Annotated in this window: 14 protein-coding genes; 13 read left to right on the forward strand and 1 reads right to left on the reverse strand. The window is 43.8% G+C overall.

Going from position 1 to position 18,405, the window contains the following annotated elements; translation table 11 throughout:
• Positions 1-94 precede the first annotated feature (94 nt).
• Both J3L18_RS01075 and J3L18_RS01080 read left to right on the forward strand, forming a co-directional pair.
• The gene (locus J3L18_RS01075) at positions 95-508 is read left to right on the forward strand and encodes an EamA family transporter (protein WP_129571406.1); all 414 of its coding nucleotides are present in this window, start codon (positions 95-97) and stop codon (positions 506-508) included.
• 147 nt (positions 509-655) lie between these two features.
• On the forward strand, positions 656-3,142 hold the full coding sequence (locus tag J3L18_RS01080) for a TonB-dependent receptor (RefSeq protein ID WP_129571405.1): 2,487 nt from the start codon (positions 656-658) through the stop codon (positions 3,140-3,142).
• Positions 3,143-3,266: 124 nt separating this feature from the next.
• Here the strand turns inward: J3L18_RS01080 and J3L18_RS01085 are convergent, their stop codons facing one another.
• Positions 3,267-3,914 (reverse strand): DUF47 domain-containing protein, encoded by a 648-nt coding sequence (locus J3L18_RS01085; RefSeq protein WP_091166857.1) that lies wholly within the window; start codon positions 3,912-3,914, stop codon positions 3,267-3,269.
• 291 nt (positions 3,915-4,205) lie between these two features.
• Between J3L18_RS01085 and J3L18_RS01090 the strand changes: the two genes are divergently transcribed.
• The 11 genes from J3L18_RS01090 to J3L18_RS01140 all read left to right on the forward strand — a co-directional run bounded on the left by J3L18_RS01090 (position 4,206) and on the right by J3L18_RS01140 (position 18,396).
• Complete coding sequence (locus tag J3L18_RS01090; RefSeq protein WP_090528273.1) at positions 4,206-4,412, forward strand: hypothetical protein; 207 nt, start codon at positions 4,206-4,208, stop codon at positions 4,410-4,412.
• Between the two features lie 114 nt (positions 4,413-4,526).
• Positions 4,527-6,932 carry a TonB-dependent receptor gene (locus tag J3L18_RS01095; protein ID WP_129571404.1) on the forward strand — a complete coding sequence of 802 codons (2,406 nt, stop codon included), beginning with the start codon at positions 4,527-4,529 and terminating at the stop codon, positions 6,930-6,932.
• 272 nt (positions 6,933-7,204) lie between these two features.
• Complete coding sequence (locus J3L18_RS01100) at positions 7,205-7,723, forward strand: DUF2911 domain-containing protein (RefSeq protein ID WP_129571403.1); 519 nt, start codon at positions 7,205-7,207, stop codon at positions 7,721-7,723.
• Between the two features lie 128 nt (positions 7,724-7,851).
• Positions 7,852-8,958 (forward strand): DUF3810 domain-containing protein, encoded by a 1,107-nt coding sequence (locus J3L18_RS01105; protein ID WP_189549447.1) that lies wholly within the window; start codon positions 7,852-7,854, stop codon positions 8,956-8,958.
• 499 nt (positions 8,959-9,457) lie between these two features.
• The gene (locus J3L18_RS01110) at positions 9,458-11,695 is read left to right on the forward strand and encodes a penicillin acylase family protein (RefSeq protein WP_129571401.1); all 2,238 of its coding nucleotides are present in this window, start codon (positions 9,458-9,460) and stop codon (positions 11,693-11,695) included.
• 27 nt (positions 11,696-11,722) lie between these two features.
• Positions 11,723-12,211 carry a hypothetical protein gene (locus tag J3L18_RS01115; protein WP_129571400.1) on the forward strand — a complete coding sequence of 163 codons (489 nt, stop codon included), beginning with the start codon at positions 11,723-11,725 and terminating at the stop codon, positions 12,209-12,211.
• A gap of 335 nt (positions 12,212-12,546) precedes the next feature.
• Positions 12,547-12,879, forward strand: a complete 333-nt coding sequence (locus tag J3L18_RS01120) for an L-rhamnose mutarotase (RefSeq protein ID WP_129571399.1) — start codon at positions 12,547-12,549, stop codon at positions 12,877-12,879.
• Between the two features lie 11 nt (positions 12,880-12,890).
• Positions 12,891-14,243, forward strand: a complete 1,353-nt coding sequence (locus J3L18_RS01125) for an alpha-L-fucosidase (protein ID WP_129571398.1) — start codon at positions 12,891-12,893, stop codon at positions 14,241-14,243.
• Between the two features lie 49 nt (positions 14,244-14,292).
• Positions 14,293-15,954 carry a UxaA family hydrolase gene (locus J3L18_RS01130; RefSeq protein WP_129571397.1) on the forward strand — a complete coding sequence of 554 codons (1,662 nt, stop codon included), beginning with the start codon at positions 14,293-14,295 and terminating at the stop codon, positions 15,952-15,954.
• A 375-nt stretch (positions 15,955-16,329) separates the two neighbouring features.
• Complete coding sequence (locus tag J3L18_RS01135) at positions 16,330-17,094, forward strand: SDR family NAD(P)-dependent oxidoreductase (protein WP_129571396.1); 765 nt, start codon at positions 16,330-16,332, stop codon at positions 17,092-17,094.
• Positions 17,095-17,106: 12 nt separating this feature from the next.
• The gene (locus tag J3L18_RS01140; protein WP_129571395.1) at positions 17,107-18,396 is read left to right on the forward strand and encodes an alpha-L-fucosidase; all 1,290 of its coding nucleotides are present in this window, start codon (positions 17,107-17,109) and stop codon (positions 18,394-18,396) included.
• Positions 18,397-18,405: the final 9 nt, after the last annotated feature.

Raw genomic sequence — 18,405 nt, forward strand, 5'->3', positions numbered from 1 at the left:
GCAGAGGCTAACAGCTATCTCACAGATTTTGTACAGAATACCTAAGCAAATTTGCATTTAGCTTGTTGCAAGTTAAAAACAAAATCTGATCATTATGTGGTGGATCTACGCATTACTTTCGGCACTGTTTGCGGCGCTTACAGCCATTTTTGCCAAAATAGGGATTAAAGGAGTTGATACCGACCTTGCTACGGCCATCCGTACCGTCATAATCCTGATCCTGGCCTGGGCCATAGCGCTTTTTAAAGGGACTCATGGCGGTATCGGCAGTCTTACTAAAACCAACTGGACTTTCCTCATCTTGTCTGGCTGCGCAACCGGCCTTTCGTGGATCTGTTATTTCCGCGCCCTGCAGTTGGGCAAGGTAAGCCAGGTTGCCCCGGTTGATAAACTAAGCGTTGCTTTGGCCATAGCGCTTTCTGTTATTTTTCTGGGCGAGCCATTAACTTTAAAAAATGCCATAGGCGCGCTGCTTATCATTGGCGGCACAATTGTATTGATTTTCTAATCTTTTTGTAACATGCTCATATACAATGTAACAAGCATATATACATAACAAAAACATATTGTAACAAATACACTTCAATACCGTTTAATTCAGATTTAATCCAATCTTTCTTATAAAATTTGTGGTTCCAAACACCCGTATTTTATAATGAAGTCTGTTTTTTTGATATTATTTTCTTTTATTTTTATAACCACCTTACACGCCCAAACTGTCCCCGGAGCCAGGGGGAAAATCACCGGTAAAGTTACCGATGCCACTACCAAGCTACCGGTTGACTATGCCACCGTATCTGTATTTAAACAAGGCGCTGCTTCACCCTTCAATGGCATCAGTACCGATCCCAAAGGAAATTTTAGCATAAATAACATCCCCGCCGGGGAGTATAAAATAACCGCCGAATTTTTAGGTTACCAGAAAGCAACTATCGAACATGTAATGGTTAAAGATGGAGCCGTATCATTGGGCGAAATCAAATTAGCTCCGGTTGCCAATGAACTAAAAGGCGTAACCATAACTGCCAAAGTACCTACTGTTGAAAACCGGATAGATAAAATGGTTTACAACCCTCAAAACGATTTAAGTGCACAGGGCGGCGTAGCTATTGATGTATTGAAAAAAGTACCGCAGATCACGGTTGATATTGATGGTAATGTGGAGCTTCAGGGCAATGCCAATATCCGTTTTTTGATCAATGGTAAACCATCAAGCATTTTTGGGGCCAGCCTTGCCGATGCTTTGGCCAGCATCCCGGCCAGTCAGATCAAAAGTATTGAGGTGATTACCAGCCCTGGCGCCAAATATGACGCGGCCGGTACGGGAGGTATCGTAAACATTATCTTAAAAGATAGCAAAGTGCAGGGCGTTAACGGCAGTGTTAACCTATCGGCAGGTACCCGCCGCGAAAACGGCTCATTTAACCTCAATGCCCGTAAAGGCAATTTTGGGGTTAACGCTTTTTTTAGCGGTAACGCCCAGATCAATAGTAACGCACCCAATACCCGTAACCGCGTATCAACCGATTCGGCCGCTAACAGGACCACTCTTTTTCAGCAGGGCAGCAATAATTTTAAACGCAGCGGTTATGAATCGGGCATTAATTTTAACTGGGATATCAGCCCTAAAGATCAGCTGACCGCAGGTGTGGGCTTTAATCATTTTGGTAACCATGGTAACGGAATTACCAACCAGGATCAAAGCGAGATTGATGCAGCGGGTAACCCAATATCTGATATCAGGAGCATCCGTAACTCAAGTAGTAAATTCAGTGGTTACTCAACCGATGTAAACTTGAATTACAAAAAAACTTTCGCCAAAGAAGGACAGGAGCTTGATGTATTATATTCATCAAGTTTTGGCCGTAACTCGTTCAGCTCGTTTCAGCGGCAAGATTATGATTCGGGCATAACTTCATCCGGTATCTCCAACAACAATCCGGGTAAGGACAGGGAAACCGATATTTCCGTTGATTATACCCAGCCGGTAAGCAAAAACTTTACACTGGAAACAGGTGGTAAGCTTGTATTTAACCACATCAATAATAATGTGGTGACAGATACCCTTTTTGGCGGTAATGCTTTTGTGCCCAACCAAAATCAAACCTATGGTTTTACTTATGACCGCAAGGTATATGCCTATTACCTATCAGCTTCAGCGTCGGTATTTGATAAATTTTTGGATGTGAAAGCAGGTTTAAGAGATGAGTATACTACTACTAAGGCCGATTTTCAGGGAGTAAATATTCCATCTTATAATATCCTTGCGCCATCGCTTGTGTTTTCGCACAAATTTGGCAATGGTGCCGAGTCTGTTAAATTGAGCTATACACGCCGCATACAGCGTCCTGATTATGGCGATCTGAACCCCTTCCTGAACATCAGCGATCCGCATAATATCAGTACAGGTAACCCCAACCTGAAACCCGAAAAAGGCGACCTTTTTGAGTTAGGCTATAACAAATCATTTGATAAAGGCGCCAATATTAACATAGCAGCTTTCTACCGTCGTAACACCGATGATATTCAGCAGTTCACTACCTTCTATTCTACGTTTGATGTAAACGGCACTACCTATACCGATGTGTCATTGAACCAGCGCTATAATATAGGTTCGGAAGAGCGCACCGGTATCAATATTTATGCTTCGGTGCCGGTAACCAGTAAACTAAGCCTGCGTACCAATATGATTTTTAGCGACAGGCGCAGCACCAACCCGGGTTTTGCCAATGTAAGTGCCTTCGCATACCGCCTTAACCTTAATGCACAATATAGCTTTGGTCATGATTTGAGCGCGGAGTTTTTTGGTAACTATAACTCATCGCAAAAGGGCATCCAGGGTACTAATCCCAAATTTGTATTCTACAATTTTGCCATGCGCAAAATGTTCATGAATAAAAAGGCAAGCATCGGCCTTACGGCTACCAATCCGTTTGCCAAATACGTGAGTCAAAGCTCATCAACCTTTGGCAGTAACTTTTATTCAACCAACCTGAGATTAGTGCCGGTACAGTCGTTCGGCATAAGCCTGAGTTATAAGTTTGGCAAGCTTGAATTTAAGAAGGAGCGGGAAAAAGAGAGAAACAATGAGCAGGATAATAATGGAGGTGACAATGGCCCTCAAACTGATAAGGGGAAATAACCTCACCTAAATCCTCTCCAAAGGAGATGACTTTAAAAACAAAAAACGCGATGAGTTATCATCGCGTTTTTTGTTTAAAATATCTATTTAAAGCCCTCTCCTTTGGAGAGGGTTGGGTGAGGTCTTATCCGTTCTTGATCAGGATACTTTCAATGATCAGCGTTGTATCTTCACAGCTGTCGGTAGCAGTTTCCATGGCTGCAAAAACGTCGGTGTATTTAATTAATTCAATCGGATCTTTTTCATTATTGAGCAGATCGGCAAAGGCCTTATTATGAACTGCATCGGCCTGAGCTTCCAGTTTTTTGATGTTACTGCAAAGCTCAAAAATTTCGGACGATTTGTTCAGGTTGTTCATCGCGTTTACTGCTTTTTCAAGCTCGGTGCTGGTTTTAAGGATCAGGGCAGCCAAATCTATCATTGGCTGGGTAATAACAGGTACGTTGTAAAGGTTTATCCTGCGGGCGGCCATGGTAATCCTGTCGGCTACGTCATCAATGGCTGATGCCAGTTCGCACATATCCTTACGGTTAAACGGCGAGATCAGCGTCCGGCCCGATTCGGAGAATACCCTGTGCGTTATCTCATAACTTTTAAATTTCAGCTTATCAATATGGGCAAAATTAAACTTCTGCTCATATGAGGTGGGGGCATTAACGGCTTCATCCAGTAGCCTGGCCATTTCGGTAACATTGGCTACAGCAGTGTTGAACAAATCGTAAAAAACCTGGTTTGAGTTTGGAAATATCGATTTTGAGTTAGTGCTCTTCATTGATCTGTCTTATCAGTCGTGAATTTACAGTAGTTATATTAAGTGGATTTTAAAATATGTCACTATAAATTATTCAGCGGATAAAAGTAACCATTAATATAATGCCAATTGTTAAGTTAATGTTAAGAATGGTTAAGCCAATGTAATAAAACGAAATTAGTGAGGTTGTAAGTTGCTGACTTAAAGTAAAAAGAAACCTGCTAATTGAATAAGGAAAATTGTGTAACATTTGAGTTTAATTAAAACAATCCCGCCATCTGCAGTATTGTATTTGTATTAGTCAATCCAATTATGAAAGCCGGGGAAAAGCATTATAAATGCGTAAACAGCAAAACAGGTTACGCCATTTATTACCATTCGCTGGGTAGGGAGCTCAGCAATGAAGAAGTGAAGGCCGAATTAGAAAAAATACGTGCGCGTGTAGCTATTCAAAACGGTATTTACCTCGAAACACTTTACTGGGAAGAAATGAAGCAGGATGCCGAACTGACGCAATAGCAGGCGCAGTTTTGTAGGGGTGTATAACTAATTTAAAATGAGTGTTTTTGCAAATAAATACTTATATTTAATTGCCATTATATAACCAGTTTTAACCTGCTGTCATTCCCGCTTATGAAAAAGATAGTTTTATCGCTGTTAGCGGCATGGTGTTGCTCTGTGCCTGTTTTTTCACAAAATAATAATCCGGTTTCACCTTCCGTTCCTTTAGACGCTGTGGTATCGCGTCTGCAAACTTTATCGGCCAATAAAGCAGTTGAAAAAGTGTACCTGCATTTGAATAAACCTTATTACAATGCAGGCGATACCATATACTTCAAAGCATATGTAACCCTGGGCGAACAGCATGAGCCTTCAAAGTTAAGTGGCATGTTACATGTCGACCTGGTTAGCCCCTCCGATTCCCTGCTGCAAACTATCCCGCTGCAAATGGTTAACGGCCTGGCCGCAGGCGATTTTAGTCTTCCCGGTATCTTGCCCGGAGGAACCTATCGTATCAGGGCTTATACTAAGTGGATGATCGATAACGGACAGAGTTTATTTGACCGGCAGGTAAACGTCAATGGCGGGGCATTTGCAGGCAATAAAGCGTTAGTGGTTAAAGCAGGTAAACCTAACATCGCTTTTTTTCCGGAAGGGGGAAGTTTTGTAAACGGTATACCAATCAAACTGGCCTTCAAAGCGGTAAGTACAAACGGTCAGGGGCTTGATGTTAAAGGTGTTGTGGTTGACAACACCAATGCCGAAGTAGCCAGGTTTGAATCGAAACACCTGGGCATGGGGCTTATATTTATTACTGCCGAAGCAGGTAAAACTTATAAAGCTAATTTAACCTATGCCGATGGTACCAAAGCGATAGTGGATTTACCGAAAGCCGATAACGAGGGGATCACGTTGATGGTTAACAATGATAATCCCGATAAACTTGGCATTGAAATAAATGCCAATAAAGCTTATTACCTTAAAAATAAGAACAAGGAAATAGGGATAATTATTTATTCGGCCGGTAGTATCCGCTCGGTAAAAACCGTGCTTGATAACCAGGTGCTCGACCTAAATCTCAATAAAAAAGATTTTAAAACAGGTATAACCCGGATAACGCTTTTTTCGGAGCAGGGCGAACCACTCAATGAGCGCCTGGTATTTATCCAAAATCCCGACCTGTTAACGATTACATCTGTTAGCGATAAACCTTTATACCCGGTAAGAGGAAAGGTGCATATTGCTATCAATACTAAAAACAAAAATGGAGAGGCGGTAAAAAGCTATTTATCAGCAGCAGTTATTGATGCCGACAAAGTTTCCACAACCGGGGACGATGAAAATAGCATCTTATCAAGTCTGCTGCTAACTTCTGATCTGAAAGGGGCAATTGAGCAACCCAATTATTATTTTGCTGATGTTAGCAATGATACCCGGTCAAACCTTGATGTATTGATGCTAAGCCAGGGGTACCGCCACTTTGAGTGGAAGCAAGTGCTAAATGATGCCAACACTACTGTAGCGTATACTGCCGAAAATGGTTTCGATGTATCGGGCCAGGTAAAAACAATTTCGGGGAAGCCGGTTGATGGCGGTACGGTAACCCTGATGCCGCAGGCAGGCGGGGCTTTATTAACACAAACCACCGATCATGATGGTAATTTTACTTTCAAAAACCTGGTTTATGACGATAAAACCCCGTTCATGATCCAGGCTAAAACGGCCGAAGGGAAAAGTAATACCAAAATATCCATTTCTCAGGCAAAGGCATTAACAAATATTAAAACCGGAGATTTGATGAGCTCGGCACAAGGGGTAAATGGTGCGGGCTTTGATAAAACTACGCAACAGCCGGTTTATATAGCTGATGCAAATAGCAGGGCACTTAATGCGGTTACCATTAGTGAAAGAGGCATTAATGCCGGTAAGCTTACTACAGAGGTTTTGGGGAAAAATAACCTGCGAGACCAAAGCACCCTGTCAAACGGGTTGCAGGGACGTTTAAATGGTATTGTTTTGAGACAAGGTGTGCCCTACCTGGCCGACAAGGTGAACCCGGTCATGCAGGGAGGGCCAATGTTGATTGTAGTTGATGATACCGTATTGCCGGCCGGAACAAGTATTGATAATTACAATGCTGCTGATGTTGAAAGTGTAAATGTGTTAAAAAATAACGATGCTACCATATATGGTGTAAGAGGGGCAAATGGGGTATTGGTGCTCAAAATGTGGAAAACTCAAGCTCCGGTTGTTTCAAATAATGTGATTTCGCCAGGCTTACTGTATTTTACAGCAAGGGGTTTTTACAAAGCCCGTACCTTTTATTCGCCGGTTTATGAAGCATCAACAGGTGCTGATAAGAAACCTGACGCAAGAACCGCTATCTACTGGAACCCCGATATTGTAACTGGCAAAGATGGCAATGCCTCGTTTGATTTTTTTAATGCAGATAGCAAAGGTAATTACCGTTTGGTGATAGAGGGCATTGATGAAGCAGGCAATATAGGGCGGAGCATATTAACTTATAAGGTACAATGATGCCGGCGCATAAAAAACCCTGCCATGGTAGGCAGGGTAAAAAAACCACAACAATTGTTTAACCTTTGGGCTATAAATCCCTCCGGTCTATTCCTAATTGCAATGTGATCTTTCAATTATTAAACAATATAAAATCAAAATAGTTTAATCATCGGGTGTTTATTTTCAGTGTTTTATGTGTTAAAATCACCTCTCGAAGGTATTTAAACGAATAGTTGTTTTTAAACCAAATTTCAATCTATCTTTATATTAAATAAATTATGAGAAATCTTATGAAAAAATCATTTCATCTTAAAGCAGCATTCCTGTTTGCTTTCGCCTTATTAGTATCAGCGGTAACCTTTGCCCAGAACAAACCAGCAAGCCCGCGCGATAGCGTTAGCGGTACAGCTGCAGGTTCAACTATTACTATTAACTATGGCAGTCCATCGGTTAAAGGCCGTAAAATTTGGGGCGGTCTTGAAGCTTACGGTAAAGTATGGCGTGCAGGTGCTAACGAGGCCACAACTTTTACAACAACAAAAGATATCAAAGTTGAGGGTAAACCACTGGCAGCGGGTACTTACGGTTTTTTCCTGATTCCTGCCGAAAACGGTACCTGGACAGTTATTTTTAACAAGGTGGCCAAACAATGGGGCGCGTTTAAATACGATGAGTCAAAAGACGCCCTGCGTGTAAACGTAAAAACCAAAGCCGCGCCAATGCACGAAAGATTAGTTTATACAGTTGATGCAAAAAGCTTTTGCATGTTCTGGGATAAGATCGTAGTGCCGGTGTCTGTAAGTAAATGATATTCAGTAACCTTATTTTTCACAATTTTGAAGGCCCCGCCAGGGGCCTTTTCCTTTACCCGGGTTTTAGCGCGCAAAAGCATTCTTTTTTAAACCTGAACCCTAAAGCGCTATATTTACCTCAGATAATGCGCTACCCAACCAACAAAAAACCTGTACTAAAAAGAATCATCGCGATAATATCATTGGCATTGGCTATTTTTTTGCTGATGCTGTTTGCTGATCATCCGGCCGCTGTTGAACGTTATTATGCCAATGGTTTTTACATTATCATTTGCCGGGTTTTTCATTCCGTTTTAAACATATTTCCGTTTAGTGTTGGCGACATTATATATATAGCCGTGGTTATTTATTTGATTTATGCGGTGATCAGGTTGATTGCCCTGCTGTTTAAAAAAAGGTTCCAAATGGCGGGGAGACTTTTTTTAGGATTGGTTATAGGTATCCAGGCGGGCATTGTGGCTTTTTATTTGTTGTGGGGAATGAACTATTTCAGGCTACCGGCCTCCGAGCGGCTTGGGCTTAGGGATACGGCTTTTACAACCGCCGATCTTAAAGCCGTAACCCGCATCCTGATTGACAGCGCCAACGTTACCCGTGCACGGCTTACACCAGCAGACTGGGCCCAAAGTAATACCCATATTTATAATACAGCACGGCATGCCATCGGCGTGCTCAGTAAAGATTCTGTTAATTTCAGGGCTTATAATCCTGATGTAAAACCATCGATATTGACGCCATTATTAAATTATATCGGTACCTCGGGCTATTATAACCCTTTCACCTCCGAAGCCCAGGTAAATTACCAGATGCCCATTTTTAACCGGCCCTTTGTGGTATGTCATGAAATGTCGCACCAGATGGGGTACGGGGCGGAGGATGAAGCTGATTTTGCCGGCTTTGTCATCGCCGTAAAATCACATGACAGGTTGTTACGTTATTCGGCATATCATCTCGCCGTGCAGGAATTCATGCACTCGCTTGGCGCCCGTGATACCCTTGCTCATAAAGAACTCAAAGCGCTCATCAGCAAAGATGTACGCGGCGATTATATCACCGAGCGCAATTATTGGCTGGCCTACGAAAACAAGCTGGGGGCCATAAGCAGTGTTTTTTACGATAATTTTCTGAAAGCCAACAACCAGCCCCAGGGCCTCGAAACCTATAACCGCATGGTGTTATTAGCTATGGCGTGGTACCGAAACCAATGGTTGTCATCGGCTTCGCGTCATTAGCTTCGCGTCATTAGCTTCGCGTCATTGAGTCATTTTGGAAGGCGATATGCAACTGTTTTGGAATTATTGAGCCATGAAATACAAACAAAATGACTTAATGATGCAAAGCAAAATGACTCAATGACACAAGGTAAATGACCTAATGACGCGAAGCAAAATGACGCGAAGTGAAATTGAGCGTAGCAGATAAAAAAAATGCGTTCCGTATCTCACCCCGGAACGCACACAATATCACGTCTCAAATGATATTGAATCAACTAAATCTCAGATATCATATTAAATGTGTACCCAAGCTCTTTATATTCGGATACCGGAAAGGAAACCGGCACAGGAATTTATCAAATGTTAACTATACAGTTTAAAAGTACAGCAAATAATTACCTCAAAAAAAGCCGATTGTAAATATTTGAATAAAAACGGCGGTGCTATGTAATTATTATGAATTAATCTCCAAATTTACTTCAAAATCTTTAAAAAGCCTCGTTTACTTCACATTTATATGGATAAATTGTTTGGTAAAATTGCTGTTACCGTGAAAGTTAATTTTATTATTGTTTCAATGTTTCTTCCTGCTTTGGTTTTTGCTCAAAAAATTAATCAAAAGGAAATAAAACGGAGCGAATCATTAGCAAAGTCAGTAACCATTATCAGGGATAATTGGGGAGTTCCTCACATTTATGGAAAAACAGATGCCGCTGTTGTTTTCGGATTGATGTATACCCAGTGCGAAGATAACTTTAAAGGGATTGAACGCAATTACCTTTACCAGTTAGGCAAACAGGCCCAGGTTGATGGCGAAACTAATTTATATACCGACGTGCAACTGCAACTGATTGCCGATAGTGCCGATGCCATTAAAGATTATAAAACAAGCGCCCCCTGGTTCCGGAAACTGTTGGATGCGTTTGCCGATGGCATTAACTATTACCTATACAAACATCCCGAAGTAAAACCCCAGGTATTTAAACATTTTGAACCCTGGTACGCGTTGATGTTTACCGATGGCAGCGTTGCCGCTACCGAAACCGGGGGGATTAAACTAAGCGAAACCAAAGAGTTTTACAGTACTGCCCCCGAAAAGCTTGGCGCGGTAACCGGCCAGCCTGTAAAAAATATTTACGACATGGTGAACGAGCGCGAAACCGGCTCAAATGGCTTTGCTATAGCGCCTTCAAAATCCGCATCGGGCCATGCTTTGCTGTATATCAATCCGCATGTGCCGTTCTATTTCCGCAGTGAGGTTGAGCTGGTAAGCGATGAAGGCCTTAATGCGTACGGGGCTGTTACCTGGGGCCAGTTTTTTATTTACCAGGGATTTAACCAACATTGCGGATGGATGCATACCAGTGCCTATGCCGATGTGGCCGATCTTTACGCCGAAAAAGTGAGTAAAAAAGAGGGTAAATGGTATTACGAATATGATGGTAAGCTAAGGCCCGTTATCACCCGTACACTATCTTTCAAAATAAAGCATAGCGACGAGATTGAACAGCGCTCCATAACAGGATATTATACCCATCACGGCCCGGTGCTGGGCGCCAGGGATGGTAAATGGCTTGCACTTAAAGCTAACAACCGCTCATATAATGCCCTGGTTGAGTCATGGCTGATAACCAAGGCCAATAACCTGGGCGAATATAAAAATGCCATGAACATGGTATCAAACGCTACAAACAGTACCGTTTACGCTGATGATAAAGGGAATACCATTTTTTGGTACGGCAACTACATCCCCAAACGCAATCCCAAATATGACTGGAGCCTGCCGGTTGATGGCAGCACATCGGCCACCGAATGGCAGGGTGTCCACAAGCTGAGCGAGATCATCACCATTACCAACCCCGCCACCGGCTGGATCCAGAACTGTAATTCAACACCGTATACGGCTTCGGGCACGTCAAGTCCGGATAAAAGTAAATACCCGGTTTACATGGCCCCCGATGGTGAAAACTACCGGGCAGTAACTGCTATCCGGATTTTAAAAGATGCGAAAAACCTTACGCTTGATGGCCTGGTAGTCAAAGGGTATGACCACTACCTGGCCGCTTTTGACGATCTGTTACCCTCACTTTTTAAAGCATACGATGCAGCCCCCGATTCTGTAAAGCAATCGCTTGCTGAGCCAGTAAAGATACTGCAGCAATGGGACAGGAATACCGCTATCCATTCTGTAGCCAGTTCGCTTGCTATTGAATGGGGCACCCTGATGGTGAAAGCGCTGCCGCCGCCCCAAACCGATCAGGAAAGCACTTTTATTACCCGGCGCTTTCAAACATTGGTTAAAACCATAAGTCCGGCGCAGCAATTAGCCAGGTTAAATGATGTACTTCAAAATTTGCAAAGCCGTTTTGGCACCTGGAAAGTGGAGTGGGGGGAGATGAACCGTTACCAGCGCCCGGATGATGGCATTAGCTTTGATGATAACAAACCCAGTATCCCGGTTGGTTTAACAGGATCGGGCTTTGGACAGCTGCCATCGTTCCAGAGCCGTACCATGAACACCAACAAGCGGTATGGATATTCGGGCAATAGTTTTATCGCTGTTGTGGAATTTGGTACACGGTTAAGAGCTAAAAGCATCGTAAACGGCGGCAGCTCTTTTGACCCTGCATCAAAAAATTTCACCGATCAGGAGCAGGGTATTATTGACGGTAAATTTAAAGATGTGCTGTTTTACAAAAAAGATGTTTTAAAGCACGTGCAGCGCACCTATCATCCCGGCGACGGTTTTAAATAGTAAAAAGTATATTTGGTAAGTTAAAAAATGAAGAGAACCCTGTTAATTGCCTTATTGTTGTTTTGCAGCGCAACGTTGTTTGCCCAAAGCATAACCATTAATGATCTGGCAAATATCTCCAATCTTTCAAACGCCGAAGCACACAACTATCTTACCCTCGGGAAAAAATTCAAGCGCCGGTATCTCCAGGATGTTAACGGCAACAGCATTGAGCACCTGAACAGGATAGGGCCGGATAATAAGGAAGAAACCATTGTAATAGGCGTTAGTAGCAAGCTTAGCAGCGGAGCTGTACTGCGTACCGTTACCTATACCACTTCTACACCGCAACACATCATTAATTTAATAGGCCAGGCTAAACACATGGGTCTGATCATGAAACTCCACGGCTCTGATGTGAAAAACGATATCTATCTTTTTGATAATGATTTTTTCCATATCGTAATATTCCTTAATCACGATAATATCTCCGGCTCGGTAGAAGTGCACCAGAAGGAATATTTAGGTTTTGATTGATTCTGAACCATGATTTTAGGGACTTAAGGATTGCCGGGATGATAATCGAAATATCCCTGGCTATTTAAAGCCTGTCCATCTAACAAATTCAAAAAACAGTTCAGACAAAAATCCTGTCCATCTAATAGATTCCTTAAAAATCCCGTTTCAGAAAAAAAACTGACAATCCCCAATCTCTAAAAATCAAAGTTCAAAATCAACGCTATCAGCGTAATCAAAACACATCAACGGTCTATGCCAAAATAGTTGAACATTTTGTTTAATTCCCGATAACTATTTACCTGCAAACCTTATTTCTTTGTATTACCGATATAAACTTTTTTGAGAGCTATTCTATGAGTAAGCGATACTGTTTAACCCTCGATCTGAAAGACGACGCGGCACTCATTGCCGAATACGAAAAATATCACCAGGCTATTTGGCCCGAAATTCATGACAGTATTATCGCCAAAGGAATCACCAAAATGGAGATCTACCGTTTCGATACCCGCATGTTCATGATCATGGAGGTTGATGATACTTTCAGTTTCGAAAAATCGGCAGCTTTAGATGCGGCAAACCCTAAAGTAAAGGAATGGGAAGATTTGATGTGGGGATATCAGTCGCCGGTAAAAAATGCGCCCGCGGGTGCAAAATGGGTTTTAATGGACAAAATTTTCTCCTTATAAATAGAATAGTTATGCTAAAGAAACTACAATTACTGCTGATGTTTGTGTTGCTGATGGCCCCATCGGTATTTGCGCAAAAAATGATAGGCACCGAAACCGATGCCCAGAAAGAGAAACGCATGGAATGGTGGAAGGACGACCGTTTTGGTATGTTCATTCACTGGGGCCTATATTCGCAGGCTGCCCGCCACGAATGGGTAAAGCATAACGAAAAAATTGATAATGCAGGTTATCAGAAATATTTTGATCAGTTTAACCCTGATCTTTTTGACCCGCAGAAATGGGCAAAGCAGGCCAAAGCAGCGGGGATGAAATATGCTGTGCTAACCACCAAACACCACGAAGGATTTTGCCTGTTCGATTCAAAATTCACTGATTATAAAGCTCCCAATACCAAAGCCAAGCGCGATCTGGTACGCGAATATGTAAACGCTTTCAGGGCACAGGGTTTAAAGGTGGGCTTTTATTATTCGCTGTTAGACTGGCACCATCCGCAATATACTATTGACGAGATCCACCCGCAGTCACCTGCTGATAAAAGTGATGCCTCATACGCTAAACTGAACAAAGGACGCGATATGGCCAAATACCGCCAGTACATGCGCGATCAGATCACCGAACTGCTAACCAAATACGGCAAAATCGATATCCTTTGGCTTGATTTTTCTTTCCCCCGTAAGGATGGGCACGGTAAAGGTAAAGATGATTGGGGATCAGTTGAATTGCTTAAGCTGATCAGGAAGTTACAGCCGGGCATTATTGTAGATAACCGCCTTAACCTGGAAGAGTATAAGGACGGCGCTGATTTTGAAACCCCTGAGCAGGTAAGCACTGCCGAACTGGCTAAATACCGCGGTAAAACCTGGGAAACCTGCCAAACCTTTTCGGGCTCATGGGGGTACTACCGTGATGAAAATACCTGGAAAACCCATCGTCAACTGCTCGATCTGTTAATTACTTCGGTAAGCAATGGCGGCAACCTGATCCTGAATGTGGGGCCAACCGCCCGCGGCGAGTTTGACTATCGTGCTACCCGCGCGCTGGATAGCCTGGCTTACTGGATGCACGCCAACAGCAAATCGGTATATAACTGCACGTTTGCCCCAGACACCTATAAAATACCAGAGGGAAGCAAGCTTACTTATAACAAAGCGGCCGGTAAACTGTATATACATTTGTTTAACTATCCGCAAGGCAAACTGGTATTGCCCGGCTACAAAGGCAAGATTAAATACGCGCAGTTTTTAAATGACAGCTCGGAGCTTTTATATAAGGATGGCAGCGGTGACGACCTGGAGTTAACGCTCCCCGCACAAAAGCCGCCGTATGAAATTCCGGTAATTGAACTTACGCTTCAGCAATAAGCAAAAAAATATTGTCCTTACTAAAAAAAGGACCGATCATATACAAATAATGTCAACACAAAAGGAAACATATTTAAGGATCCATCCGCATGATAACGTACTGGTAGCCTTACAGGACCTGCCGCAAGGAACCGTTATCACGTTTGATGGACAAACTTTTACACTGGTAGATAAAGTAGCAGCAAAGCATAAATTCGCCATTAACGAACTGCCGGTAGGCAAGGAAATTTACATGTACGGCGTACTGGTAGGCAAAGCCTCGGCCGTCATACCGCAGGGTGGTTTGTTAACTACCGAAAATGTACACCACGCAGCCGAAGGATTTCATCTTGGCGAGCGTAAACTACAATGGCACCAGCCCGATACGACTAACTTTGAAGGCAAAACCTTTATGGGCTACCACCGTGCCGATGGTTCGGTAGGTACAGGTAACTACTGGATTGTGGTACCGATGGTTTTTTGCGAAAACAGGAATATCAACGTATTAAAGGAAGCACTGGTTGATAAGCTTGGCTACAAAAAAGCCAAAAGCTACGAGGGCGATGTGGAGCAGTTGATGGAACTTTACCAGGCCGGTAAATCTGTTGAGGAAATTTTGAATGCCGATATCCAGGCATCCGAGGATAAGCCAAACTCTAAACGCCTGTTCAAAAATATCGACGGCATTAAATTTTTGAGTCACAGCATGGGTTGCGGTGGCACCCGCGAAGATTCAGATACCCTTTGCGGACTCATTGCAGGCTATATTACCCACCCCAACGTGGCCGGAGCAACTATATTAAGCTTAGGCTGCCAGCATGCGCAGGTAAGCATTTTGCAAAATGAAATTGCTAAACGTGATGCGAATTTCAGTAAACCGCTGGTTGTACTGGAACAGCAAAAAGTAGGTACTGAAAGCGAATTGTTAAAACAAGCTTTGAAGCAAACCTTCGCCGGTTTGGTAAAAGCCAATGAAACTACCCGTCAACCTGCACCATTGTCAAAACTGTGTGTTGGCTTGGAGTGCGGCGGTTCGGATGGTTTTTCGGGCATTTCGGCTAACCCTGCATTGGGTTACCTGTCTGATCTACTGGTTACCATGGGCGGATCCGTGATCCTGTCGGAATTCCCTGAGCTTTGCGGTGTGGAGCAGGAACTGAGCGACCGTTGTATCGATGTAGAAACCGCTAACCGCTTCATGCACCTCATGACTACTTATAATGCGCGTGCAGAAGCCGACGGCTCAGGCTTTTACGCTAATCCATCGCCGGGTAATATCCGTGATGGATTGATCACAGATGCCATTAAATCGGCAGGTGCAGCAAAAAAAGGCGGTACATCTCCGGTAACAGCTGTTTTGGATTATCCTGAAAAAGTAACCAAACCTGGTTTGAATTTACTATGTACCCCCGGAAGCGATGTGGAAAGCACCACTGCCGAAGTAGGCGCAGGCGCAAACATCGTACTATTCACTACCGGTTTGGGGACGCCTACAGGCAACCCGGTTACGCCGGTTATCAAGCTGTCAACCAATACGGCTATGTTTGAGCGTATGCCTGATATTATAGATATTAACTGCGGTACCATCATTGAAGGTACTGAAACCATTCACCAGGCCGGCGAGCGGATCCTGGATTACGTAATAAAAGTAGCCAGCGGCGAAGCAGAACCTAAATCGGTAAAACTGGGCCAGGATGATTTTATTCCGTGGAAAAGAGGAGTGTCGTTATAGGCAGCCCCACCCAACCCTCCCCGAAGGGGGGAGGACTTTCGATTTGCGTGGAGGCATAAAGTTGTAGGTGACAACACCAACAACGGCGAAGAGGAGAGTGTCGTTATAACATCAATAAAAGCCGGGGCTCGTGCGATTCCCTCCCTCGGGGAGGGTGTAGGGAGGGGTTTCTTCGATATGCTTAATCGGCAAGCATGGTGTATAAACCCCTCCCTGCCACCGCATAGTCCAACCGCACCCCTCCCGAGGGAGGGAATTGAAAAAAGTTGTTGGTGACAATATCAACAACGGAATTGAGAGATAAATTAATAATAACCATAAAAACAAAAAGTCTCCCCTTCCGGGGGAGATTTAGAGGGGGCCCGGCCCATACTTATGTTCAAACTAACCAATAAATCAGTAATTGTAACCGGTGGCGGCAGCGGCATAGGCAAAGCTATGGCCGTGTTATTTGCACAGCAGGGTGCCGAAGTTCATATCATCGAATTAAATGACCAGGCGGCAGCCGATACCGTAACTGAAATAACTTCGGCAGGTGGCAAAGCAACCGGCTATGCGTGTGATGTTAGCAACCAGCAACAAGTGGTTGATACTTTTACCAAAATAGGTAAGATAGATATCCTGATCAATAACGCGGGCATAGCGCATATTGGCAGGGCAGATAATACCAGTACCGAAGATTTTGAGCGTGTGTTTAACGTGAATGTTAAAGGCGCTTACAACTGCCTTTACGCGGCCCTTCCGGCAATGAAAGCCAATGGCGGCGGCGTGATCCTCAACACGGCTTCCATAGCGGCCAGCGTTGGTATTACCGACAGGTTTGCTTACTCCATGAGTAAAGGCGCTATCCATGCCATGACTTTATCGGTAGCGCGTGATTTTCTGCATGATAACATCCGTTGCAACTGTATCTCGCCGGCAAGGGTGCATACACCTTTTGTGGATGGGTTCATCGCCAAAAACTACGCCGGTCGTGAGGATGAGATCTTCGAAAAGCTCTCAAAAAGTCAACCGATAGGCAGGATGGGCAAACCGGAAGAAGTAGCAGCTTTGGCGCTTTACCTATGTTCGGACGAGGCTGGTTTCATTACCGGTACCGATTACCCTATCGATGGCGGCTTTATCACCCTGAACAATTAAACCTGACTTGATATGATCAAAAAGCTATTATTAATGGGTATACTGCTTGGCGCCGTACGCGCGGGCGCTCAAACCTACACGCCAACGGCCGACAACCTTGCTGCAAGGCAAAACTTCCAGGATATGAAGTTCGGTTTGTTTATTCACTGGGGTATTTACAGTGAGCTTGGCGCGGGCGAGTGGGTGATGAACGAAAAACATATCCCCTATGATAGCTATAAACGCCTGGCCGATTTCTTTAACCCGCAGGCTTTTAACGCCCACGACTGGGTGATGTTTGCAAAAAAAGCCGGCATGAAGTATATCACCGTTACTTCGCGTCATCATGACGGGTTCAGCATGTTTGGTACTAAAGCATCGCCGTACAATATTGTTGATGCTACGCCTTACCATAAAGATCCTTTAATGGAACTGGCACAGGAATGTGTTAAGGAAGGTATTGAACTGCATTTTTATTATTCGTTGCTGGATTGGGGGCGCAAAGATTACGCTTATGGCAGTCCGATAGTTGACGGCAAGCCCGCAAACGGCGACTGGGACAGCTACATCAATTTCATGAAAGCGCAGCTTACGGAGCTCATTACCAAATACCCCGGCGTTAAAGGCATTTGGTTTGATGGTCATTGGGAACGCGACGTTAATTGGCATTATGACGAGATCTATGGGTTGATCCATAAACTGAACCCTGCTATACTGGTAGGCAATAACCATCACCTTGAGCCAAAAGAGGGCGAAGATTTCCAGATGTTTGAAAAGGATTTGCCCGGAGCTAATACTACCGGCTTCAGCGGTAAATCGAAAATTGGTGCCCTGCCCCTGGAAACCTGCGAAACCATCAACAATAGCTGGGGCTTTAACATTACCGACAGGAGTTTTAAATCATCTAAACGCATTATCCATTACCTGGTTAACGCGGCCGGTCTGAACGCCAACTTTTTATTGAACATAGGCCCGATGCCTAACGGAAAAATTCAGCCTGAATTTACCGATACACTGGCTGTTGTAGGCGCCTGGGTACAAAAAAATGGCGAAGCGATTTACGGTACCCGCGGCAGTGGTATTCCGGCACAGCCATGGGGAGTTATCACTCAGAAAGATAAAAACCTGTATGTGCATGTCATGACAGCACCGCAACAACCCTACGTTTTCATTCCGCAATTAAAAGGAAAAGTAACTAAAGCCGCTTTACTGGCCGATGGCAGCGCGGTGAAATTTAAACAACAAACCGAGGGCGTGTTTGTATATCTTAGCGGCGTGGCAACCGACCCTAACGATACAATTATTAAACTGATAACAAACTAATACAACGAC

The sequence above is a fragment of the Mucilaginibacter gossypii genome (genome assembly GCF_017569325.2).
Classification (GTDB): Bacteria; Bacteroidota; Bacteroidia; order Sphingobacteriales; family Sphingobacteriaceae; genus Mucilaginibacter; species Mucilaginibacter gossypii.

Excerpts from the sequence above, each read along its gene's own strand:
- J3L18_RS01125 (WP_129571398.1), top strand. The coding sequence starts at position 12,891 with ATGCTAAAGAAACTACAATTACTGCTGATGTTTGTGTTGCTGATGGCC.
- J3L18_RS01105 (WP_189549447.1), top strand. The coding sequence starts at position 7,852 with ATGCGCTACCCAACCAACAAAAAACCTGTACTAAAAAGAATCATCGCG.
- J3L18_RS01075 (WP_129571406.1), top strand. The coding sequence starts at position 95 with ATGTGGTGGATCTACGCATTACTTTCGGCACTGTTTGCGGCGCTTACA.
- J3L18_RS01120 (WP_129571399.1), top strand. The coding sequence starts at position 12,547 with ATGAGTAAGCGATACTGTTTAACCCTCGATCTGAAAGACGACGCGGCA.
- J3L18_RS01095 (WP_129571404.1), top strand. The coding sequence starts at position 4,527 with ATGAAAAAGATAGTTTTATCGCTGTTAGCGGCATGGTGTTGCTCTGTG.
- J3L18_RS01115 (WP_129571400.1), top strand. The coding sequence starts at position 11,723 with ATGAAGAGAACCCTGTTAATTGCCTTATTGTTGTTTTGCAGCGCAACG.
- J3L18_RS01140 (WP_129571395.1), top strand. The coding sequence starts at position 17,107 with ATGATCAAAAAGCTATTATTAATGGGTATACTGCTTGGCGCCGTACGC.
- J3L18_RS01090 (WP_090528273.1), top strand. The coding sequence starts at position 4,206 with ATGAAAGCCGGGGAAAAGCATTATAAATGCGTAAACAGCAAAACAGGT.
- J3L18_RS01080 (WP_129571405.1), top strand. The coding sequence starts at position 656 with ATGAAGTCTGTTTTTTTGATATTATTTTCTTTTATTTTTATAACCACC.
- J3L18_RS01130 (WP_129571397.1), top strand. The coding sequence starts at position 14,293 with ATGTCAACACAAAAGGAAACATATTTAAGGATCCATCCGCATGATAAC.
- J3L18_RS01110 (WP_129571401.1), top strand. The coding sequence starts at position 9,458 with ATGGATAAATTGTTTGGTAAAATTGCTGTTACCGTGAAAGTTAATTTT.
- J3L18_RS01100 (WP_129571403.1), top strand. The coding sequence starts at position 7,205 with ATGAAAAAATCATTTCATCTTAAAGCAGCATTCCTGTTTGCTTTCGCC.
- J3L18_RS01085 (WP_091166857.1), bottom strand. The coding sequence starts at position 3,914 with ATGAAGAGCACTAACTCAAAATCGATATTTCCAAACTCAAACCAGGTT.
- J3L18_RS01135 (WP_129571396.1), top strand. The coding sequence starts at position 16,330 with ATGTTCAAACTAACCAATAAATCAGTAATTGTAACCGGTGGCGGCAGC.